The organism is Burkholderia sp. Tr-20355, assembly GCF_017104685.1.
Taxonomy (GTDB): domain Bacteria; phylum Pseudomonadota; class Gammaproteobacteria; order Burkholderiales; family Burkholderiaceae; genus Burkholderia; species Burkholderia seminalis.
Window position 1 is genome coordinate 1 of the sequence record NZ_JAAGPK010000041.1, and the last position, 20,020, is coordinate 20,020.

The 20,020-nt window shown below is 67.9% G+C and carries 19 protein-coding genes and 1 pseudogene; 8 read left to right on the plus strand and 12 right to left on the minus strand.

All coding sequences use genetic code 11. The features are described 5' to 3' along the window. A pseudogene (locus G3N62_RS35950) lies at positions 1 to 269 on the minus strand (hypothetical protein); the annotation flags it as partial. Positions 270 to 383: 114 nt separating this feature from the next. Between G3N62_RS35950 and ppa the strand changes: the two are divergent. Then, positions 384 to 911: an inorganic diphosphatase gene (gene ppa, locus G3N62_RS13610; protein WP_011352863.1), complete on the plus strand. Its 528-nt coding sequence runs from the start codon at positions 384 to 386 to the stop codon at positions 909 to 911. 54 nt (positions 912 to 965) lie between these two features. On the opposite strand, the gene G3N62_RS13615 is transcribed toward ppa, so the two are convergent. After that, complete coding sequence (locus G3N62_RS13615) at positions 966 to 1,745, minus strand: GIY-YIG nuclease family protein (RefSeq protein WP_124670957.1); 780 nt, start codon at positions 1,743 to 1,745, stop codon at positions 966 to 968. 49 nt (positions 1,746 to 1,794) lie between these two features. Continuing rightward, entirely contained in the window at positions 1,795 to 2,829 is a 1,035-nt protein-coding gene (locus G3N62_RS13620) for an AraC family transcriptional regulator (protein ID WP_034186240.1), read from the minus strand. A gap of 151 nt (positions 2,830 to 2,980) precedes the next feature. Here G3N62_RS13620 and G3N62_RS13625 point away from each other — a divergent pair, with 151 nt between their 5' ends. Next, entirely contained in the window at positions 2,981 to 5,239 is a 2,259-nt protein-coding gene (locus G3N62_RS13625) for a glycoside hydrolase family 3 C-terminal domain-containing protein (RefSeq protein WP_124670956.1), read from the plus strand. Between the two features lie 71 nt (positions 5,240 to 5,310). Here G3N62_RS13625 and G3N62_RS13630 read toward each other — a convergent pair whose 3' ends face one another. After that, a complete protein-coding gene (locus G3N62_RS13630) occupies positions 5,311 to 6,489 on the minus strand; it encodes a GNAT family N-acetyltransferase (RefSeq protein ID WP_049030133.1) in 1,179 nt (392 codons plus the stop codon). Between the two features lie 100 nt (positions 6,490 to 6,589). Between G3N62_RS13630 and G3N62_RS13635 the strand changes: the two genes are divergently transcribed. Then, positions 6,590 to 8,308 carry an NAD+ synthase gene (locus G3N62_RS13635; RefSeq protein WP_124670955.1) on the plus strand — a complete coding sequence of 573 codons (1,719 nt, stop codon included), beginning with the start codon at positions 6,590 to 6,592 and terminating at the stop codon, positions 8,306 to 8,308. A gap of 83 nt (positions 8,309 to 8,391) precedes the next feature. Then, complete coding sequence (locus G3N62_RS13640) at positions 8,392 to 8,730, plus strand: P-II family nitrogen regulator (RefSeq protein ID WP_006398637.1); 339 nt, start codon at positions 8,392 to 8,394, stop codon at positions 8,728 to 8,730. Positions 8,731 to 8,900: 170 nt separating this feature from the next. Here G3N62_RS13640 and G3N62_RS13645 read toward each other — a convergent pair whose 3' ends face one another. Both G3N62_RS13645 and G3N62_RS13650 read right to left on the minus strand, forming a co-directional pair. Further along, on the minus strand, positions 8,901 to 9,980 hold the full coding sequence (locus G3N62_RS13645) for a porin (protein ID WP_049032448.1): 1,080 nt from the start codon (positions 9,978 to 9,980) through the stop codon (positions 8,901 to 8,903). Between the two features lie 544 nt (positions 9,981 to 10,524). Further along, positions 10,525 to 11,451: a LysR family transcriptional regulator gene (locus G3N62_RS13650; RefSeq protein WP_049032450.1), complete on the minus strand. Its 927-nt coding sequence runs from the start codon at positions 11,449 to 11,451 to the stop codon at positions 10,525 to 10,527. 133 nt (positions 11,452 to 11,584) lie between these two features. On the opposite strand from G3N62_RS13650, the gene G3N62_RS13655 reads away from it, so the two are divergent. After that, entirely contained in the window at positions 11,585 to 12,082 is a 498-nt protein-coding gene (locus tag G3N62_RS13655; protein WP_059560407.1) for a GNAT family N-acetyltransferase, read from the plus strand. Between the two features lie 54 nt (positions 12,083 to 12,136). Here the strand turns inward: G3N62_RS13655 and G3N62_RS13660 are convergent, their stop codons facing one another. The 4 genes from G3N62_RS13660 to G3N62_RS13675 all read right to left on the minus strand — a co-directional run bounded on the left by G3N62_RS13660 (position 12,137) and on the right by G3N62_RS13675 (position 15,334). Further along, positions 12,137 to 12,916 (minus strand): ABC transporter ATP-binding protein, encoded by a 780-nt coding sequence (locus tag G3N62_RS13660; RefSeq protein WP_034186235.1) that lies wholly within the window; start codon positions 12,914 to 12,916, stop codon positions 12,137 to 12,139. A gap of 18 nt (positions 12,917 to 12,934) precedes the next feature. Then, positions 12,935 to 13,648: an ABC transporter permease gene (locus G3N62_RS13665; RefSeq protein WP_034186234.1), complete on the minus strand. Its 714-nt coding sequence runs from the start codon at positions 13,646 to 13,648 to the stop codon at positions 12,935 to 12,937. Further along, positions 13,645 to 14,334 (minus strand): histidine ABC transporter permease HisQ, encoded by a 690-nt coding sequence (gene hisQ, locus G3N62_RS13670; protein ID WP_034186233.1) that lies wholly within the window; start codon positions 14,332 to 14,334, stop codon positions 13,645 to 13,647. Before hisQ ends, G3N62_RS13665 begins: the two co-directional genes overlap by 4 nt. Positions 14,335 to 14,551: 217 nt before the next feature. Further along, positions 14,552 to 15,334 carry an ABC transporter substrate-binding protein gene (locus tag G3N62_RS13675; RefSeq protein ID WP_034186329.1) on the minus strand — a complete coding sequence of 261 codons (783 nt, stop codon included), beginning with the start codon at positions 15,332 to 15,334 and terminating at the stop codon, positions 14,552 to 14,554. A 362-nt stretch (positions 15,335 to 15,696) separates the two neighbouring features. Here G3N62_RS13675 and G3N62_RS13680 point away from each other — a divergent pair, with 362 nt between their 5' ends. Further along, positions 15,697 to 16,395, plus strand: coding sequence for a pirin family protein (locus tag G3N62_RS13680; protein WP_034186232.1), 699 nt, complete (start codon positions 15,697 to 15,699; stop codon positions 16,393 to 16,395). 70 nt (positions 16,396 to 16,465) lie between these two features. Here G3N62_RS13680 and G3N62_RS13685 read toward each other — a convergent pair whose 3' ends face one another. Further along, on the minus strand, positions 16,466 to 17,017 hold the full coding sequence (locus tag G3N62_RS13685) for a periplasmic heavy metal sensor (RefSeq protein ID WP_034186231.1): 552 nt from the start codon (positions 17,015 to 17,017) through the stop codon (positions 16,466 to 16,468). Between the two features lie 224 nt (positions 17,018 to 17,241). On the opposite strand from G3N62_RS13685, the gene G3N62_RS13690 reads away from it, so the two are divergent. Beyond that, positions 17,242 to 17,967 (plus strand): response regulator, encoded by a 726-nt coding sequence (locus G3N62_RS13690; RefSeq protein ID WP_006493394.1) that lies wholly within the window; start codon positions 17,242 to 17,244, stop codon positions 17,965 to 17,967. Beyond that, complete coding sequence (locus G3N62_RS13695) at positions 17,951 to 19,267, plus strand: ATP-binding protein (RefSeq protein ID WP_049033472.1); 1,317 nt, start codon at positions 17,951 to 17,953, stop codon at positions 19,265 to 19,267. Before G3N62_RS13690 ends, G3N62_RS13695 begins: the two co-directional genes overlap by 17 nt. Positions 19,268 to 19,309: 42 nt before the next feature. On the opposite strand, the gene G3N62_RS13700 is transcribed toward G3N62_RS13695, so the two are convergent. Continuing rightward, complete coding sequence (locus G3N62_RS13700) at positions 19,310 to 19,576, minus strand: hypothetical protein (protein WP_027786765.1); 267 nt, start codon at positions 19,574 to 19,576, stop codon at positions 19,310 to 19,312. Positions 19,577 to 20,020 lie beyond the last annotated feature (444 nt).

A 20,020-nucleotide genomic window follows, 5' to 3' on the forward strand; every position in this document is an offset into this window, starting at 1 on the left:
TCGTCGCGGGCCGCGGCGACCGCGCGCTCGACATCGGGCGCCGTGCCGCGCGCGATGACCGCGAACGGCTGGCCATCGGAGGGATCGACGACCGCGATGGTTTCCAGTTGCGCGGGCAACGTCCATTCGCCCGCGATGAAGTGCTTCGCCTCTTCCATGCCTGCTCCCGTGTACCCGGGTTGGCGCTTCAGCGCCGACGCCGATGCCGTGCCACGCGGCCGGCAGTGCGACGGCCGACCATCCGGAACGATTATCGCGCCGATCGTCATCCGGACGCCACCGGTCGATTGGCTATAATGGCGCATTCCCTTGGGGGGCGCCCGCGCCGGTGCATCGGCCGCTGCGCCCTGTCCCGAATTCCCATCGACCTACAGAGAGTGCTCATGAGCTTCAATCATGTTCCGGCCGGCAAGGACCTGCCGCAAGATTTCAACGTGATCATCGAGATTCCCGCGCAAAGCGACCCGGTGAAGTACGAGGCGGACAAGGAACTGGGCCTTCTCGTCGTCGACCGCTTCATCGGCACGGGCATGCGCTATCCGGTGAACTACGGCTACATCCCGCAGACGCTGTCGGGCGACGGCGATCCGGTCGACGTGCTGGTGATCACGCCGTTCCCGCTGCTGGCAGGCTCGATCGTGCGCTCGCGCGTGCTTGGCATGCTGCAGATGACCGACGAGTCGGGCGTCGACGCGAAGCTGGTCGCCGTGCCGCACGACAAGGTCTGCCCGATGACGGCGAACCTGAAGTCGATCGACGACGTGCCCGAGTACCTGAAGGACCAGATCAAGCACTTCTTCGAGCAATACAAGGCGCTCGAGAAGGGCAAGTGGGTGAAGGTCGAAGGCTGGGCCGGCATCGAAGCCGCGCACAAGGAAATCACCGACGGCGCCGCGAACTACAAGAAGTAAGCGGCGTGCCGGCCGACGGCCGGTTCGTACGGAACGCAGACCGCGTGTGTCTCCTCAGGAGGCCGCGCGGTTTTGTTTTGGGCGCGCGGGTTTCCGGCGTGCGGCCGGCGCGGTCTTCGCACGTGTTGCGCGGGGCGTGGCCGCTTCGATGGTTGTCGCGGCCGTTGGCCGGCGACGGGCCGGCTCGGAAGCGGCGTTCTTGCGCGTGTTCGCCGCGGGCTGGCCGACGGCGGCCGGGGCCTTCGGTTTCGATGAAGCGGATGCGGGCGGCCTGGTCTTCTTTACCGACATGCCGCGCGATGCGGTCTTTTTTGCGGCTGTGGCGCCGTCGGCTTGTGCACGTTTCGCTTCCGGCGCGGCCTGTTTGGCTATCGTCGCCGCTGGTTTGCGCGTTGCCGCCTTTGCCGGTTTGCCGACTTTCCCCGCCTTCACGTTTTCCGCTGCAGCCGGTTGCGCCGCGGCCGTGTCCGCCAGGTTGTCGGCGTTCTCCGCCTTCGCCTGCTTGCGCCCGCGCGTGCGCACCGGTGAGCCGGCCGCGTCCGCGCTTTCATCGAGCGTCGCCACGACGGGCAACACCGATTCGAGCGTCCGCAACCCGGCCGCCAGCTCCCGCTTCTGCACGGGCGTAAGCCGCTTCACCCAGTATTCCGCCCGCGACGCGCTCGATCGGTCGGGCAGCGGAAACGACGCGAGCACCGCACGCGGCTTGCGCGAGCGCGTGTAGCGCGCGCCCTTGCCGGACGCGTGTTCGTCGAAGCGCGCGGCAACGTCGGTCGTGATGCCCGTATAGACGCTGTCGTCGGCGCATTCGATCAGATACAGAAACCAGGACATGGCAGGGCGGCGGAGTGCGAAGCCGCCAGTGTCTCAGAAAAAACGCGCGTCAACGCCACCGGTCGCCGTGTCCGTCGCGAAAGCGGCTCGGCGCCGCGCCGAGTTCGCGCGTGAAGAAGCGCGTGAACGCGCTCGTCGAACGGAAGCCGACGCGCACGCCGATCTCGCCGATCGGCAACTGCGTGTTCAGCAGCAGGTCGCGTGCTTCGCCGAGTCGCGCCTGCGCGACGAGCGCATGGAACCCGACGGCTTCGCGATGCAGCCGCCGGCGCAGCGTCCAGCGCGACATCGCGAAGCGCGTGCATACGTGCTGCATCAGCGTGTCGGTCGGCACGTCGACTTCGTCGGACGTGCGCAGCCAGTCGCGCACGCACTGCTCGACCGACGAGCCGAACGTCGAGCGTGCCCGCACGCGCTCGCGCGCGGCGTCGGCCGCATGACGCTGGATGCCGGCGAGCGGCGCGTTGTAGCGCTCGAACGGCGTGTCGAGGTGCGCGGAGCGCAGCACGATGCGATTGTGCGCGGCGTCGAACGACATCGGCGCGCCGAGCATGTCGCGCAGCGCGGCGGCGGGCGCGAACGCGCGGCCGGCGAATTCGGCGTCGGCGATGCGTGCGTGCGGATCGTACAGGCGCGCGAGTGCCGCGAGGATCGCGAGGTTGGTGAATGCGCTGCCCGCGTGCCGGCCGTCGCCTTCGTTCACGTACTCGAGCGCGATCGCATCGCGATGCTCGTGCGCGAACACCCAGTCGACGTTGCCGATCAGCTCGCGATAGTGCAGGTAGCCGTGCAGCGCGTCGCGCAGCGTCGCCGCGTTGCACGTGATGCCCGCGAGTTCGGGAAACTGCACGAGCCACGGCACGACTTGCGGCGGCGGGCGACGCCACGACAGCGGCCAGCCGCTCGTCAGCTGCATCGCAGCCACATGCCGGTCGCCCGCGATGCGGCGCGCGTCGTCGGCGAGCTCGGCCGGCCCGATGCCGAGCGTGTCGTAAAGCGGCGCGGGATCGATGCCGTTCGCGCGCGCGTCCTCGCACAGCCAGCGGTAGATCCGTACGGATACCGATTTCTGTTGCAACTCCATGTCTGTCTCCCTGTCGTCATGCCGTTCGGGTTTGTCCCCGCTGCGAGAGGTCAACGCATGCTCCTGCCGGTCAAGCGTGGTGACCGGTCACTTTTTAGACTCGGACGCTGGAGTGTGGCGACAAGTACAACAGAACGATTCTGGAGGATCAATGAAAACTTCGCTGTTCCGGTGTTCGACGATTGCGTCCGCGTGTGCGCTCACGGTGCTGCTCGCGTCGTGCGGCGGCGACGACATCCAGGCGGGCCCGAGCTCACCGGCCGACCCCGATGCGGCGGCCGACCGGCGCGCGGCCGCGCTCGTCGCGCAACTGACGACCGACGAGAAGCTGCAGCTCGTGCACGGCACGGGCATGCCCGCGCTCGACCTGGGCGGCCCGTTCCCGGCCGACGCGCTGAACGGCGCCAGCTACATCCCCGGCGTGCCGCGGCTCGGCATTCCGGCGCTCAGCAGCGCCGATTCGGCGGGCGGCGTGAACGTGAAGAACGCGCGCGTGACCGCGCTGCCGGCACCGGTCGCGCTCGCGGCGACCTGGGATCCGGCGCTGGCGGGCACTTACGGCACGCGCATCGCGCTGGAACTGCGCGCGCTCGGTTTCGCGGAAGGGCTCGGCGGCGGCGTGAACCTCGCGCGCGAGCCGCGCAACGGCCGCACGTTCGAATACATGGGCGAGGATCCGGTGCTCGCGGGCACGCTGAGCGCCGCGCGCACGCAGGCGACGCAGGCGCAGAAGGTGATCGCGACGATCAAGCATTTCGCGTTCAACGACCAGGAAACCAACCGGATGACGATCGATTCGGTCGTCGACGAGCGGACCATGCGCGAGGCCGAGCTGCTCGCGTTCGAGATCGGCGTGAAGGACGGTCAGCCGGGCAACGTGATGTGCTCGTACAACAAGCTGAACGGCGTGTATGCCTGCGAGAACCCGTATCTGCTGACGACGGTGCTGAAGAACGAATGGGGCTTCAAGGGCGTCGTGCAGTCCGACTGGGGCGCGACGCACTCGACCGTCGCGGCCGTGCAGGCCGGGCTCGACGAGGAGCAGCCGGGCGCGGCCGACGACGGCAACGCGCCGCTCGGCTCCTACTTCAACTCGAAGCTGCGCGCGGCGCTGCAGGCCGGCAGCGTGTCGGCCGCGCGCCTGAACGACATGGTGCAGCGCAAGCTGCGCACGCTGATCCGCATCGGCGTGATGGATGCGCCGCCGAAGCCGGGCGGTGCGATCGACGAGGCCGCCGGCAACGCCGACGCGCTGGCGATCGCGCGGCAATCAGCGGTGCTGCTGAAGAACGCGGCCGCGCCCGGCGATGCGCAGCCCGTGCTGCCGCTCGCGGCCGGCGCGCTCAAGTCGGTCGTCGTGATCGGCGGGCATGCGGATGCCGGCGTGCTGTCGGGCGGCGGCTCGGGCGCGGTACCGGCGATCGACGGCAACGCGGTGACGACCTGCGAGCAACCGGCCGGCACGCTGTTCGGCGGCTGCGCGACCTGGTACAAGTCCGCGCCGCTCGCGGCGATCCGCGCGAAGGCGCCGAACGCGTCGGTCAGCTATCTCGACGGGACCGATGCGAATGCCGCGGCGGCCGCGGCCGCGCAGGCCGATGTCGCCATCGTGTTCGCGACGCAGTGGCAAACGGAAGGGCTCGACCTCGCGAGCCTGTCGCTGCCGGATGCGAAGGCCGATCCGTACAACCAGCAATACGACCAGAACGCGCTGATCGCGGCCGTCGCCGCGAAGGCGAAGCGCGTGGTCGTCGTGCTCGAGAACGGCAGCCCGGTGCTGATGCCGTGGCTCGCGAACGTGCACGGCGTGCTCGATGCCTGGTATCCGGGCGCGCAGGGCGGCCAGGCGATCGCCGACCTGCTGTTCGGCGACGCGAATCCGTCGGGCCGGTTGCCGCTGACGTTCCCGAAGCAGGAAGCCGACCTGCCGCAGCCGGCGATCGATCCGTCGCGCACGCAGACCGTCTATGCGGAAGGCCTCGCGTACGGCTATCGCTGGTTCGACGCGAAGGCGATCGAGCCGCTGTTCCCGTTCGGCTACGGGTTGTCGTATACGACGTACGCGATGTCGGGGATGTCGGCGCAGGCCGACGCGGCGGGCAACGTGAAGGTCGGCGTGACGGTGACGAACACGGGCGCGCGCGCCGGTGCGCAGACGGTGCAGATCTACGCGGCGCTGCCCGCTTCGCTCGGCGAGCCGCCGAAGCGGCTCGTCGGCTGGACCAAGGTCGCGCTGCAGCCGGGCGAGGCGCGCACGGTCAGCGTCGCGGTGCCGGCGCAGCGCTTCGCGGTATGGGATGCGAATGCGCATGCGTGGCGGGTCGGCGCGGGGAGCTACGTGCTGTCGGCCGCCGCGTCGTCGCGCGACCCGCAGGCGCTGTCGCAGACGGTGACGCTCGCCGCGCACTGAGCCGGAGGCGGCCGTGCGTCATGCGGCGAGGCCGGTCGTGGCCTCGCCGCATGACGACGTGCCTGCCGGTGCTATTCGGTGCCGCGCCGGAACGGATCGTGTTCGCGCAACTCGTCGACGTACGCGTGGATATGTTCGGTCTCGCGTTCGAGGAAGCGCGCGACCGCATCGGAAAACGCCGGGTGCGCGAGCCAGTGCGCGGAGTGCGTGACGGTCGGCAGGAAGCCGCGTGCGAGCTTGTGCTCGCCTTGCGCGCCGCCTTCGAACGTGTCGAGCCCGGCCTCGATGCAGAATTCGAGCAACTGGTAGTAGGCCGTTTCGAAATGCAGGCAGGGGACGTGTTCGATCGCCCCCCAGTAGCGGCCGTATAGCGTGCCGCCGCCGTGCTCGCCGCGCCGGTACACGGCGAGCGCGCTCGCGATCGGCCGGCCGTCGGCTTCCGCGATCACGAGCAGCAGGTTCTCGGGCATCGTCGCGCCGATCGTGCGGAAGAAATCGAGGTTCAGGTACGGGCTCGAAAAGTGTTCGCGGTAGGTCTGCCGGTAGCAGCGCGAGAAGAAGCGCCAGTCGGCGTCGGTGATCCGGTCGCCGGTCAGCCGCCGGAACGTCACGCCCGCGTCGTGCACCTTGCGTCGCTCCGCGCGGATGTTCTTGCGCTTCTTCTGCTCGAGCGTGCCGAGGAAGTCGTCGAAGTGACGGTAGCCGTCGTTGAGCCAGTGGAACTGCACGCCTTCGCGCAGCATCATCCCCATCGATTCGAGCAGCCGCGCCTCGTCGCCGGTCGGGAACAGCACGTGCAGCGACGACACGTCGCTCTGCTCGGCGAACGCGAGCAGCGTGGCCGCGAGCCGGCGGCGTGCGTCGTCGTCGGCCGCGAGCAGGCGCGTGCCCTGCACGGGCGTGAACGGCACCGCGCACAGCAGCTTCGGGTAGTAGGGCAGGTCGTTGCGCTGATAGGCGTCGGCCCACGCCCAGTCGAACACGTATTCGCCGTAAGAATGCTGCTTCGCGTAGACGGGCGCGGCGGCCGCGAGGCGGCCGGTGCGCTCGTCGGTCAGCGTGACGAAGTGCGGCGACCAGCCGGTCTCGTCGACCGCGCAGCGCGCGACGTGCAGTGCGTCGAGAAATTCGTGGCGCAGGAACGGCGTCGGCTGCGCGTCGCGGGCGAGCAGCGCGTTCCATTCGTCGGCCGGCACCTCGGCGGGGGACGACAGGATGCCCGTGCGATAATCGATGCGTGCGTGTTTCAAGCGTGAATCCGTACCGTTGGATGTTGCCGGATGTGTGCCGCCGCGGCCCGCGTCCGGTTCGATTTCGTCAGCCGTTCCGGGCGCGCCGCCCGATCCCGCCATGAAGACCCGACTCGCTCTTGCCCAGATCAACGTCACCGTCGGCGATTTCGCCGGCAACGTCGCGCGGATCGTCGCGGCCGCACGCGCCGCGCACAACGATGGTGCGCAGCTGATGGTCGCGCCCGAACTCGCGCTGTCCGGCTATCCGCCGGAAGACCTGCTGCTGCGGCCCGCGTTCTACGCGGCGGCGGCATCTGCGCTCGCTGCCCTGGCCGACGCGCTGAAGGCGTTCGACGGGCTCGCGGTGCTGGTCGGCCATCCGTTGCGCGGTCCGGGCAGGGGTCCGGGCGCCGATCCGCACGCGCCAGCCGTCGATGGTAATGCAAACCGCCCGATCGAGCGCGGCGTGCCGCCCACCGATACCTTCAACGCGGTATCGCTGATCGTCGGCGGGGCAATCGTCGGCACCTACCGCAAGCAGGATCTGCCGAACGCCGAGGTGTTCGACGAGAAGCGCTACTTCGCGACGGACGCCGAGCCGCTCGTGTTCGAGCTGAACGGCGTGAAATACGGCGTGATCATCTGCGAGGACGCGTGGCATGCGTCGGCCGCGCAGATCGCGAAGGCGGCCGGCGCACAGGTGCTGCTGATCCCGAACGGCTCGCCGTACCACATGAACAAGGAAGCGGTGCGCATCGACATCCTGCGCGCGCGGATCCGCGAGACCGGGCTGCCGATGGTGTACGTGAACCTCGTCGGCGGCCAGGACGAGCTCGTGTTCGACGGCGGCTCGTTCGTGCTCGACGCGCAGGGCGCGCTCGTCGCGAAGATGCCGCAGTTCGACGAAGGCCATGCGATCGTTGAATTCGACGGCGCGCGGCCGTTGCCCGGCACGATCGCGCCCGAGCTGTCGACGGATGCGCAGGTGTACCGCGCGCTCGTGACCGGCGTGCGCGACTACATCGGCAAGAACGGTTTTCCCGGCGTGCTGATCGGGCTGTCGGGCGGCGTCGATTCGGCGCTGGTGCTGGCCGTCGCGTGCGATGCGCTCGGGCCCGGGCGCGTGCGCGCGGTGATGATGCCGTCGCGCTTCACGGCCGACATCTCGACCACCGACGCGGCGGAGATGGCGCGGCGCGTCGGCGTGCGCTACGACGAGATCGCGATCGAGCCGATGTTCGACGCATTCCGCGCGGCGCTTGCCGGCGAGTTCGCGGGCCGCGCGGAAGACGCGACGGAGGAGAACATCCAGGCGCGCATCCGCGGCACGCTGCTGATGGCGCTGTCGAACAAGTTCGGCTCGATCGTGCTGACGACCGGCAACAAGAGCGAGATGGCGGTCGGCTACTGCACGCTGTACGGCGACATGGCCGGCGGTTTCGCGGTGATCAAGGACATCGCGAAGACGCTGGTCTACCGGCTCTGCCGCTATCGCAACGCCACGGCCGACTACGGGCTGCGCGACGTGATTCCCGAGCGGATCCTCACGCGCGCGCCGTCGGCCGAGCTGCGCGATAACCAGACCGACCAGGACAGCCTGCCCCCGTACGACGTGCTCGACGCGATCATGCGGATGTACATGGAAGAAGACCGGCCGCTCGCGGAGATCGTCGCGGCGGGTTATGCGCAGGCCGACGTCGAACGCGTGACGCGGCTCATCAAGATCAACGAATACAAGCGCCGCCAGGCGCCGATCGGCATCCGCGTCACGCATCGCGCGTTCGGGCGCGACTGGCGCTACCCGATCACGTCGCGGTTCACCGAACGTCTCGATTGAGCCGTGCTGGGCCGGAGGCGGCCCGCAGGCTTACAATCGGGAACGCGATTTTTCATCCAAACGAGCATTGGGGGACAACCACCATGAAACGCATCACCGCCATCATCAAGCCGTTCAAGCTGGACGAAGTCCGCGAAGCGCTCGCCGAAGTGGGTCTCACGGGCCTGACCGTGACGGAAGTGAAGGGTTTCGGCCGCCAGAAGGGCCATACCGAGCTGTATCGCGGCGCCGAATACGTCGTCGACTTCCTGCCGAAGATGAAGATCGAGGTGGTCGTCGCGGAAGCGCAGGTCGACCAAGTGATCGACGCGGTGATCGGCGCGGCGCGGACCGGCAAGATCGGCGACGGCAAGATCTTCGTGTCGGACGTCGAGCGCGTGATCCGCATCCGCACCGGCGAAGAGAACGAAGCGGCCGTTTGAACGCCGTCGTGCGTCGCCGGGCCTGCGCAAGCCCGTGGTTTGCGGGAGCAGGCGCCAAGCCGGCCCGCCCAAGAAAAAACGGTGCGGATACCCGGTTGGGTACCGCACCGATACGCGCCTCTCGCAGCAGCGTGGAAAGTGTTGTCGAATCGTTCTTTGACGGCGCCTGATCAGAACAGGTGCTGGATACCGGCGTAGACGCCGGTCTGGCTGCCGCCCGGATTCGGGTTGCCCGTCGACACGGCCGTGCCTGCACCGTTCGCGTTCAGGCCGAAGTTCGCGTTCTTGCTGTTGCGCACGGTTGCGACCTGCAGGTCGAACAGCGTGCGCTTCGAGATGTTGTACGAGCCGCCGACCGTGTAGATGTTCGCGTTGCCGCCGCCGTGGTTCGCGTTCACGTGATACACGGCTGCGATCAGCGCCGCTGCCGGCGTTGCCTGCCACGTCACGCCGCCCCAGACCTGCTGGGTACCCGTCACGCCGGCGTTCACTGCCGGGCCGCCGCTGCCGTCCGCGCGCGATGCCTGGTAGGCCGCCTGCACCTTGAACTGGCCGAGGAACACGTTCACGCCCGCGAAGTATTCACGCGAGTAGTTGAACACGTCGGAGAAGCGGCCGTTGCTGTCGCGCGTTTCGTCGTAGATGCCGCGCAACTGGAACAGCGAGTTCGTGTAGGTGACCTGACCGCCCATTGCACGGCCCGGTTGGCCGGCCGTCGTGTTGCCGTTGAAGCTGGTCGAGTTCGAGAACGAGAACTGGCCGTAGAAGTCGAGGCCGTAAAGCGACGGCGACTGGTACGACACGTTGTTGCTGGTCTTGTTCCAGTTGCGGCCGCGCACCAGCGAGGCCGTCGACCAGGCCGACTGGCCGAACGGGTCGAAGTCCCACACGCCGTTGGCGATCGCGAGCTCGCGACCCAGCAGCAGCGTACCGTAGCGGTCGTTCGAGATACCGACGGTCGCGAAACGATCCCAGATCGAGCCGCTGAAGCCGCCCGTCATCGTGTTGAACGCGCCTTCGAGGTGGAACAGGACCTTGTTGCCGCCACCGATGTCCTCGCTACCCTTCAAGCCCCACAGGCTCGTGCCCCAGTCGCCGCTTTCCGCGCGCACTTGGTGGCCGTTTTGCAGGCCGTTCAGGTACTCGATGCCCGCATCCAGGCGGCCATACAGCGTGACGCTGCTCTGCGCGTGCGCCGTCACCACCCCAGCAGCCATCAGCGCGGCCGCGACCAAAGCTTTCTTCATCATCTCCTCCATACCCTGTCAAAAAGTCAACCCAGACTGCACGAGATGCCCGGAGCGCGAGCGCCGGGCAAAAGCGGGATAACCAGGGAGACCTCGTGCAGGGCCGGTAAGCGCGGCACGCGGGCAAGCGGACGGAAAACCGTTGAGCGGTCCCGCGCAGCCGGGTCGGCCTGCGGGGTCTCCTTGTAGTGTCGTGAAGCTAAACTACATTTCACGAACTTCGTTTTGCTACTTTGGTTACTAATTTAGCAAAAATACAATTTTGTGGCGATGGAAATCGTTGTTTGACTAACCGCTGTCGCCAAATTGCCATGCAACACGGTGGGCAACAGGTGCACCGAGGGTTGGCGATTAACGGAAAACCCTTGTCCCGCAAGGGAGACACGAATTTTTTGGATAGGGGTCAAGGATTGCCACTATTGACGTTGCGAATGCGCGGGCGTAAGCGCGAAAGTCGCGAAATTGGTAAGCATTTCGTAATGATTCGGGCGGTTTCGGCGAACGCAGGCCGGCGCCTGAAACGCCCGTCGCACAAGGCGCGCGGAACCTAGCGCGGGCCCGGCCGCGCGTCGAGCAACTGCGCGCGAATCCAGCGGTGCGCATCGGTGCGCGCATGCTTCGCGTGCGAGTAGACCTTCACCGTGTAGCGCGGGATCTCGAACGGCGCGGGAAAGATGCGGATCGGCGCCGCGTGCCGCAGGGCCTGCGCGGCGCGGTTCGGCACGGTCATCAGCAATTCGGATTCCGCGATCACGAACGGCGCGGCCAGCACGGTCGGCAACTGCACGGCGACGTGCCGCGCGAGGCCGAGCCGGTCGAGCACGTAGTCGACGACGCCGCGCGATTCGTTCCACGGCGTGACGACCACGTGGCGGGCGGCCAGGTACCGGTCGAGCGTCAGCCGCCGGCGGATCGCCGGATGCGCGGCGCTGGCGATCACGACGTAGTCGTCGGAGAACCAGTCGAAATCCTCGATGCCCGGCGCATCGGCCGCCGATTCCTCGTGATAGCCGAGCGCGAAGTCGATGCGGCCGGCCGCAAGCTCGTCGACGGAGATCTTCCGGTCGGAATGCACGACGCGGATCCGCAGGTGCGGCGCGACGTGCTGGATCCGCGCGAGGAACGCCGGCAGCACCGCGAAGGCCGTGTAGTCGGTCGCGGCGAACACGAACGTGCGGTCGCTTTGCGCGGGATCGAAGCGGCGCGCGCGGGCGAGACCCTTCGACATCGTGTCGAGCGCGTCGCCGGCCCACGTGGCGATGTCGTCGGCGCGCACGGTCGGCTGCATCTCGTTGCCGAGGCGCACGAACAGCGCATCGCCGATCGCGTCGCGCAGCCGCGCGAGCGCGTGGCTCAACGCGGACGGGCTCAACGCGAGCTCATGCGCGGCCGCCGCGACCGACCGGTGGCGGTACAGCGCGTCGAACACGAGCAGCAGGTTCAGGTCGAGACGGCGCAGGTCGGGATGCATCATGTTCAGGTCTAGATGAAGAAACTGCACTTCCTGCAGTCGTTGCGCGAACGTAGCATGACGGTTCGATCGGCGCCAGCGCGCGTGCGCGGCGCTGCTTTCTGTTTCAGAACCGGGCCGGAGGAGGGCTCAACCCGTGCAAATCGATATCCGTTGCGCCACCGTCGCCGACGTGCCGCTGATCCTGCGCTTCATCACCGAGCTGGCCGTCTACGAGAAGGCGGAGCACGAAGTGATCGCGACGCCCGCGTCCCTCGAACGCAGCCTGTTCGGCGATGGGTCGCCCGCGCGCGCGCTGATCTGCGAGGTCGACGGCGAGCCGGCCGGCTTCGCCGTGTATTTCTTCTCGTATTCGACGTGGCTCGCGCGGCAGGGCCTGTATCTGGAGGATCTGTACGTGTCGCCGCGTTTTCGCGGCGCGGGCGCCGGGCTGCGGCTGCTGAAGACGCTTGCACGAATCGCGGTCGAGTCGGGCTGCGGGCGGTTCGAATGGAGCGTGCTCGACTGGAACGAGCCGGCGATCCGCTTCTACGAGAGCGTCGGCGCGGCGCCGCAGAGCGAATGGGTGCGATACCGGCTGGCGGGCGACGCGCTGCGCGCGTTCGCCGACGGCGCGCCGGTGAGCGCCGCGTAAACGCAAAACGGGCGCCGCGGGGCGCCCGTTCGACCGTCGTGCGTTTCGTGCGTGTTACTTGAGGCTGCCCGACAGGAACCCGCGCAGGCGTTCGCTCTTCGGATTGGCAAACACTTCGGCCGGCACGCCTTCTTCCTCGACGCGGCCCTGGTGCAGGAACATCACGTGATTCGACACGTTGCGCGCGAAGCCCATCTCGTGCGTGACGACGATCATCGTGCGGCCTTCCTCGGCCAGCTTCTGCATCACCTTCAGCACTTCGCCCACCAGCTCCGGGTCGAGCGCCGACGTCGGCTCGTCGAACAGCATCACGTCCGGATGCATCGCTAGCGCACGTGCGATCGCGACGCGCTGCTGCTGGCCGCCGGACAAATGCGACGGGTACTGCTTCTCGACGCGCGGCGCGAGGCCGACTTTCTCGAGATACTCGCGCGCGCGGTCCTCGGCTTCCTTCTTCGGGATGCCGAGCACGTTCACGGGCGCCTCCATCACGTTCTCGATCACGTTCATGTGCGACCAGAGATTGAAGTGCTGGAACACCATCGACAGCTTGGTGCGCACGCGCTGCAGCTGTTTCGTATCGGCCGCGCGCAGCGCGCCCGTCTTGTCGAGCGCGGTGCGCACTTCCTCGCCGTCGACGAAGATGCGGCCCGCATTCGGCTGCTCGAGGAAGTTGATACAGCGCAGCATCGTGCTCTTGCCGGAGCCGGACGAGCCGATCACGCTGATCACGTCGCCGGAGTTCGCCCTCAGCGACACGCCCTTGAGCACTTCGTTGTCGCCGTAGCGCTTGTGCAGATCGTCGACGAAAAGCTTCTGAGTCTGGGAGTTCATCAATAGTCCTGCGAAAACTTACTTGCCTTGCGGGCGCAGATACGCGAGCCAGCGACGCTCGGCCTGGCGGAACAGCCACACGAGCGTGAACGAGATCGCGAGGTAGAGCAGGGCGGCAATGCCGAACGCATGGAACGACATGTAGGTCGCCGAGTTGACGTCGCGCGCGATCTTGAGGATGTCCGGCACGGTCGCGGTGAACGCGACGGTGGTCGCATGCAGCATCAGGATCACTTCGTTGCTGTACAGCGGCAGCGCGCGGCGCAGCGCCGACGGCAGGATCACGCGGCGATACATCGTGAACGGGGACATCCCGTACGCGCGCGCGGCTTCGATCTCGCCATACGACGTCGCCTTGATCGCGCCGGCGAAGATCTCGGTGGTGTATGCGCAGGTGTTCAGCGTGAACGCGAGCAGCGTGCAGTGCATCCCGTCGCGGAAGAATGCATCGAGCACCGGCGTGCCGCGCACGGCCTGCAGGCTGTAGAGGCCCGTGTAGCAGAGCAGCAGCTGCACGTAGAGCGGCGTGCCGCGGAACACGTACGTGTACAGCCATACGGCGCTCGACAGCCACTTCTTCTTCGACACGCGCGCCACGGCGAGCGGTATCGACAGGCAGAAGCCGAGGCCGATCGACACGACGAGCAGCCACAGCGTGATCGCGACACCGGTGATGCGATAGCCGTCGGTGTAGAGATAGTTGCGCCAGTATTCTTGGATGAGTTCGATCATAGGTCAGCCTTGCGGACACCGGTCGAGTAGCGCTTTTCGAGCCACATCAGCACGAAGTTCGAGATCGTCGTGATGGCGAGGTAGACCGCGCCCGCGATCAGCGTGAAGAAGAAGAACCGCAGCGTGCCCTTGCCGGCGTCCTGCGAGGCCTTCACGACGTCGGCGAGGCCGATGATCGACACCAGCGCGGTCGACTTCACGAGCACCTGCCAGTTGTTGCCGATGCCCGGCAGCGCGAAGCGCATCATCTGCGGGAACATGATCCGCGTGAACACCTGCCAGTTCGTCATCCCGTATGCGCTGCCGGCCTCGAGCTGGCCGCGCGGCACCGACAGGAACGCACCGCGGAAGGTCTCGGTGAAGTACGCGCCGTAGATGAAGCCGAGCACGAGCACGCCGGCGAGGAACGGGTCGATGTCGATCTGGTCCCAGCCGAGCGCGTCGGTCGCCATGTTCAGCCAGATCTGCAGGCTGTAGAACAGCAGCAGCATCAGCACGAGGTCGGGTACGCCGCGGATCAGCGTCGTGTAGACGGTGCCGATGCCGTTCGTCACGCGGTTGCGCGACAGCTTCGCGCCTGCGCCGAGCAGCCCCAGCAGGAACGACAGCGCGAGCGAAAGCACCGCCAGTTTGACGGTTTGCCAGGTGCCAGCGAGGATCAGCGGGCCGTAACCTTGTAGAAACATATGTGGTCCTTGACGGCGCACGCGGTGCGCCGCGAAAGACGCGCCCGCCAAGCTGCGCGGAACGCCCCGTGCGTATCATGACCGTCCGCCCCGGCAACGGTGCCGGGCGAGCCCGTCGCGCGAGCGGCGGGCAAGGGGGCGGGCGGCGCGTGGTTGACTGCCTTTACTGCGTGGACACGGGGCCGCCCCCGCATCCGTTGCTTCTTCTTGTCGGCGCTTAGCGGGCCGGCGCCGAATAGACGCTGAACGAGAAGTACTTGTGCGACAGCCGGTCGTACGTGCCGTCCTTGTGCATGTCGGCCAGCGCCCGGTTGATCTTGAGCTTCAGGTCCGTATCGTCCTTGCGCAGGCCGATCGCGGTGCCGTCGCCGATCGTCTTCGGATCCTTCACTTCCGGCCCGGCGAACGCGAAGCCCTTGCCGCGCGGCGTGCGCAGGAAGCCATAGTCGGCCTGCAGCTCGTCCTGCAGCGTCGCGTCGAGGCGGCCCGAGCCGAGATCGGTGTAGACCTGGTCCTGGTTCTGGTAAGGAACGATCGTCACGCCCTGCGGTTCCCAGTACGTCTTCGCGTAGGTTTCCTGCGTCGAACCCTGCTCGACGCCGACACGCTTGCCCTTCAGCGACGCGACCGTCGGCAGCAGCGGCGAGCCGGTCTTCGCGATCATCCGGGCCGGCGCGTCATACACCTTGTCGGAGAAGTCGATCTGCTCGCGGCGCTTGTCCGTGACGGTCAGCGACGACACGATGACGTCGTACTTCTTCGCCTTCAGCGCCGGGATGATCCCGTCGAGATCCTGCGCCACCCACACGCATTTCACGTTGATCCGCTTGCAGATTTCCTTGGTGAGATCGACGTCGAAACCGACGATCTCGCCGCTCGGCGCGGTCGACTCGAACGGCGGGTAGCTGGCATCGACGCCGATCCGCACGGTCTTCCACTCCTTCGCGAAGGCGCTGCCCGCCACGAGGGCGAGGGCGGCGCACAGGGCGGCCTTCTTCATTTCCATCCTTCTGTTGCTGACTTTCCGGGGGCGCTCGCGGCCGGCGGGACCGGGCGCCGCGGCGTATTCTAGACGGCCAAAATTCGCCGGACGGCGCTCTGGCGATGGCGCCGCCGGAACGGCGAACGCCAAAAGGGCGGTATTTTACCCGAACGCGATTCCCCGAAAACGGCAATCCGGCGCGATCGATCGATTCTTCGAATCGGCTGTTGCGGCAATCGTGGTATTGACAACGAATATTTTGGCGATTGGTTGCGCGAGCGCAACAATGCTGTGCATTGGCGGCGGATTGTGGCGCGTTCGGTGTCCCCCTACAGTGGCGGTAAACCCGAACAAGTATCTGCCCCCGGAGTGCCCGCGCCATGTTCCAGATCCGCCGCGCCGAAGACCGTTGCCACACGCGCCAAGGCTGGCTCGAATCGAGTCACAGCTTTTCGTCGGCCGGCCGCGCCGCGAACGCGCATCCGCCGGTCGGCGCGCTGCACGTGCTGAGCGAGGACCTGATCGCGCCGACGCGCGGGTTCGGGATGCAGCCGCGTCGCGACGTGGAGATCGTGACCTACGTGCTGGACGGCACGCTCGCGCACCGCGACAGCCTCGGCTGCGGCGCGATCGTCCGCGCCGGCGGCGTCCAGCGGGTGAGTGCCGGGACGGGGCTCGTGCACAGCGAAACCAACGCGTCGCGCGACCGTCCGCTGCATCTGCTGCAGATCTGGCTGCAGCCGGCCGAGCGGGGCGGGCGGCCCGGTTACGAGGAGCGGCATTTCGCCGCCGCCGAGAAACGCGGCCGGCTGCGGCTCGTCGCGGCGCCCGGCGGCGGCGACGGCGCGCTGTCGATGGGGGCGGATGCCCGCATCTTCGCGGGGCTGATCGACGGCGACGAGGGGGTGACCTTCGAGGTCCGCGCGGGGCGCAGCACCTACGTGCACGTGGCGCGCGGCGACATCGAGGTCAACGGCCGCGCGCTGGCCGCCGGCGACGGCGCGCGGATCGGCGGCGTGGACGCGGTGGCGTTCGCGCGCGGCCGGGCGGCCGAAGTGCTGCTGTTCGACGTCGCCTGAAACGAAAAAAGGGGGCGCGGGCCGGTGCCCGCGTCCCCTTCGGCGCCGCTCCGGGAAGCGGCCCGCCGGCTTACTGCGCCGGCGCCGATGCGCCCTTGGCGGCGCGATGCTGCTCCCAGCGCTCCTTCATCTTCTCGTGACGCTGTTCCATCTTCGCGTACTGCTGCTTGAGCGCCGTGCTGACCGTCGTCTTCTGCTGGTCGTTCAGCCCGTTGTAGAACGTGAGCCACGCAGCCGACGTCTGCTCGCGCAGTTGCGCGTTCTGCGCTTCGGCCTGCTGGCGTGCCGAATGCATCGCGCTCAGGTCGAGGATCGGCTGGTTCTGCTGTGCCTTGAACTGCTCGCGCACCTGCTCGTGGTTCTTGCGCATCGCGTCATGGTTCTGCTTCATCGTGTTGACGGCCGCCTGCCATTGCTGTTCCTGCGACGCGTTGAGCTTCAACTGGTCGTGCAGTTTCATGATCGCGCCGAACGGGCCGCCTTCGTGCCCGCCGTGCATCTGGTGCATGCCGGGGCCGCCCGGAGGCGGCATGTCGTTGGGCTGAGCGGCATGCGCGGTGCCGAAGGCGAGAGCGAGCACGGCGGCGGCCGCGATGGCCACGCGGGAAGTCTTCTTATACATTTCAGAAACTCCTTGTATCCAAAGGGTCCGGCGATGCGGTGCCGGAAAAGCCGGGTACCGCATCCGGTAAGACGCAGGTTAGCGATGCAGGCTCCGGCCGGTGTTACGTGGGGCGGCGGCCCGGTTACCGTGCATTACAGTTCCCTTGCGCGGTAACCCGCAGTAACCCTTTCGTCCCTTTGTTTCGTTCTTCGACTCCGCCCTCGCGCGGTAAACTTCGAGCCATGACTACCCAGATCCTCATCGTCGACGACGACCAAGAACTCCGAGACCTGCTGCGCGACTATCTCGTGCGCCAGGGGATGGAAGTGTCCGTGCTGCACGACGCGGCGACGCTCGAGAAGCGCCTCGAGCGCGAGCGGCCCGACCTGATCGTGCTGGACCTGATGATGCCGGGCGTGGACGGCCTGACCGCGCTGCGCCAGTTGCGCGCGGCCGGCGACGACATCCCCGTGATCATGCTGACCGCGCGGGCGGACGACGTCGATCGCATCGTCGGGCTCGAACTCGGCGCGGACGACTACCTCGGCAAGCCGTTCAACCCGCGCGAGCTGCTCGCGCGCGTGCAGGCGGTGCTGCGCCGCCGCCGCGCGACGCCGTCGGCGGCAGCGCCCGAACAGCGCGAGCCGTTCGCGTTCGGCCGTTTCCTGCTCGACTTCCAGGCGCGCACGCTGTCGGTCGACGGCAAGCCGGCCACGCTGTCGAGCAGCGAATTCGCGCTGCTGAAGATCTTCGTGAACCATGCGCTGCGCACGCTCACGCGCGAGCGGCTGCTCGAGCTGCTGCACGGGCCCGAGTACGACGGTACCGACCGCGGCATCGACGTCCAGGTGTGGCGCCTGCGCCGCATCCTAGAAACGGATCCGTCGACGCCGCGCTTCATCCAGACGGTGCGCGGGCGCGGCTACGTGTTCGTGCCCGACGGCGAGGCTCATGCGCAAACCCATTGATTCACTGTTCGGGCGGCTGGCGCTGCTCGTCATCGGTGTCCTGCTCCTGTCGCACTTCGCGTGGTTCTTCGCGATGCGGCTCGAGCGCAACCAGATGCAGACGCGTTATGCGGTCGAGGAAGCCGCGTTCCTTGTCGACGCCGTGCGCCAGCACGTCGAGCGCACGCCCGACCAGCCGCTGCCGTCGCGTGTGCGGCTGGTGCCGCCGGACAGCGCCGACGTCCCGAAGGGCGGCGATTCGGCGTTGCCGCCGCCGCTCAAGCGGTTCCGCGACGACGTGAGCGAGCGCATGCCGCCCGGCACGCAGGTCGAGATCGGCACGCCGGGCCATCCGCCCGTGCTGTGGGTGAAGGAGCCGGCCGATCGCAACTGGATCGTGGTGCCCGTGCAGCCGCTGCGGCCGCCGCGCTCGCTCGACCGGATGCTGCTGTGGCTCGGCACGATCTTCTCGGCCGGCGTGATCGCCGCGTTGTTCGCGGCCTGGCAGCTGCAGCAGCCGCTGCGCTCGCTCGCGCGCGCGGTCGGGCGTTTCGGCCGCGGGCAGCCGGTGCCGCCGCTGCGCGAGCGCGGCCCGCGCGAGCTGCGCCAGCTCACGCACGGCTTCAACCAGATGGTGGAGCAGGTGTCGCAGGCCGAGAACGATCGCGCGGTGATGCTGGCGGGCGTCGCGCACGACCTGCGCACGCCGCTGGCGCGGATGCGCCTGCGGGCGGAAATGATGGACGACGCGCGGTTGCGCGACGGCGTCGTGCGCGATGTCGACTCGATGTCGCACATCGTCGACCAGTTCCTGGTGTTCGCGCACGGCGGGTCCGACCGCAGCGAACCGGTGCCGGTCGACCAGGCATGCGAGCGGATCGCGCGCAGCTATCGCGCGGTCGCGCCGAATGCGCCGACGGTCCAGACCCGGCTCGATGCCGATCCGGGTTTCCGGCTGCCGACGGCCACGCTCGACCGGATCCTGTCGAACCTGCTGGACAACGCGCATGCGTATGGCGCACCGCCGGTGCTTGTCGAAACGGCGCGCACGCCGGCCGGCTATGTGTTGTCGGTCAGCGACAGCGGTGGCGGGATTGCGCCGCGCGATCTGGCGGCCGCGACGCGGCCGTTCGTGCGGCTCGACCCCGCGCGCGGCGGGAACGGCCACAGCGGGCTCGGGCTTGCGATCGTCGAGCGGCTGGTGCTCAGGCTGGGCGGGGCGTGCGACATCGGCAACCGCCCCGAGGGCGGTCTGCGCGTCGCGATGACGTTCCCGTTCGAGGCTGTGCCGAAGGACGAACCCCACGCACAGGCCGCGTAGGCGGCTGCGGCGCCTGCCCGGCCGGGCGGGCGCCGCGCGGCGTCATTCGCCGAACAGCGTGCCGAGCGTCTCGGCCGCGTTGCTGTCGATCGTGTTGTAGGTCACGCTGGTGGCCTCGAAGATGTAGACGGTCGTATACCGGCCGAGGCGCTCCAGGATTTCCTCCTGCAGCGATTCCGGCACGACGTTCATATTCAGGTACCATGCGGTCGACGACAGCCGCGTCTGGAACGACCCGTACTCCTGCATCAGTTCGTAGAACGCGTCGGCATCCTGATCGCGGCAGACGATCACCAAGTTTCCTGCCATTCCCTTTCCTCCCGCTCGTCGGTCGATCCCCAAGGGGGCTAGCCCCGATCATACCCGCTTCACCGTATTCGGCCCCTGATGTCCGACACGGTTTGCGCCCGTGTGGGGCTGGCGGGTTCCCGGCCGGGCCGGATCACGGCATAATTCGGGCCTGCTGCCGGCCGAAGGACTCAGGCCGGGCTGCTCCGTACCGCGCACCGGCCGTCCGCCCGCGCGTCGGGCACGATCGGTGCACCGACCCCGGACGGTTGAACCTGAAATACAGGTTGGTGTAGTGTCGTGCCGTCGCGGGCCGACTCGCCCCCGGGAGCGCGGGCGCAGCGTGCACGCACGGCGCATCGCGCGTGCGCGAGATCGTCAGTCAATCGAGAATTACCGCGCCCGTGCGCTTTGCCATGAATCAACATCGACTGCCGGCTTCGTTCGGCCTTACCGGGGAGGGCG

What these genes read in the sequence shown, in the direction of transcription:
- ppa (WP_011352863.1), top strand. Translation starts at nt 384, where the DNA reads ATGAGCTTCAATCATGTTCCGGCCGGCAAGGACCTGCCGCAAGATTTC.
- G3N62_RS13615 (WP_124670957.1), bottom strand. Translation starts at nt 1,745, where the DNA reads ATGTCCTGGTTTCTGTATCTGATCGAATGCGCCGACGACAGCGTCTAT.
- G3N62_RS13620 (WP_034186240.1), bottom strand. Translation starts at nt 2,829, where the DNA reads ATGGAGTTGCAACAGAAATCGGTATCCGTACGGATCTACCGCTGGCTG.
- G3N62_RS13625 (WP_124670956.1), top strand. Translation starts at nt 2,981, where the DNA reads ATGAAAACTTCGCTGTTCCGGTGTTCGACGATTGCGTCCGCGTGTGCG.
- G3N62_RS13635 (WP_124670955.1), top strand. Translation starts at nt 6,590, where the DNA reads ATGAAGACCCGACTCGCTCTTGCCCAGATCAACGTCACCGTCGGCGAT.
- G3N62_RS13640 (WP_006398637.1), top strand. Translation starts at nt 8,392, where the DNA reads ATGAAACGCATCACCGCCATCATCAAGCCGTTCAAGCTGGACGAAGTC.
- G3N62_RS13645 (WP_049032448.1), bottom strand. Translation starts at nt 9,980, where the DNA reads ATGATGAAGAAAGCTTTGGTCGCGGCCGCGCTGATGGCTGCTGGGGTG.
- G3N62_RS13650 (WP_049032450.1), bottom strand. Translation starts at nt 11,451, where the DNA reads ATGATGCATCCCGACCTGCGCCGTCTCGACCTGAACCTGCTGCTCGTG.
- G3N62_RS13660 (WP_034186235.1), bottom strand. Translation starts at nt 12,916, where the DNA reads ATGAACTCCCAGACTCAGAAGCTTTTCGTCGACGATCTGCACAAGCGC.
- G3N62_RS13665 (WP_034186234.1), bottom strand. Translation starts at nt 13,648, where the DNA reads ATGATCGAACTCATCCAAGAATACTGGCGCAACTATCTCTACACCGAC.
- hisQ (WP_034186233.1), bottom strand. Translation starts at nt 14,334, where the DNA reads ATGTTTCTACAAGGTTACGGCCCGCTGATCCTCGCTGGCACCTGGCAA.
- G3N62_RS13675 (WP_034186329.1), bottom strand. Translation starts at nt 15,334, where the DNA reads ATGAAGAAGGCCGCCCTGTGCGCCGCCCTCGCCCTCGTGGCGGGCAGC.
- G3N62_RS13680 (WP_034186232.1), top strand. Translation starts at nt 15,697, where the DNA reads ATGTTCCAGATCCGCCGCGCCGAAGACCGTTGCCACACGCGCCAAGGC.
- G3N62_RS13685 (WP_034186231.1), bottom strand. Translation starts at nt 17,017, where the DNA reads ATGTATAAGAAGACTTCCCGCGTGGCCATCGCGGCCGCCGCCGTGCTC.
- G3N62_RS13690 (WP_006493394.1), top strand. Translation starts at nt 17,242, where the DNA reads ATGACTACCCAGATCCTCATCGTCGACGACGACCAAGAACTCCGAGAC.
- G3N62_RS13695 (WP_049033472.1), top strand. Translation starts at nt 17,951, where the DNA reads ATGCGCAAACCCATTGATTCACTGTTCGGGCGGCTGGCGCTGCTCGTC.
- G3N62_RS13700 (WP_027786765.1), bottom strand. Translation starts at nt 19,576, where the DNA reads ATGGCAGGAAACTTGGTGATCGTCTGCCGCGATCAGGATGCCGACGCG.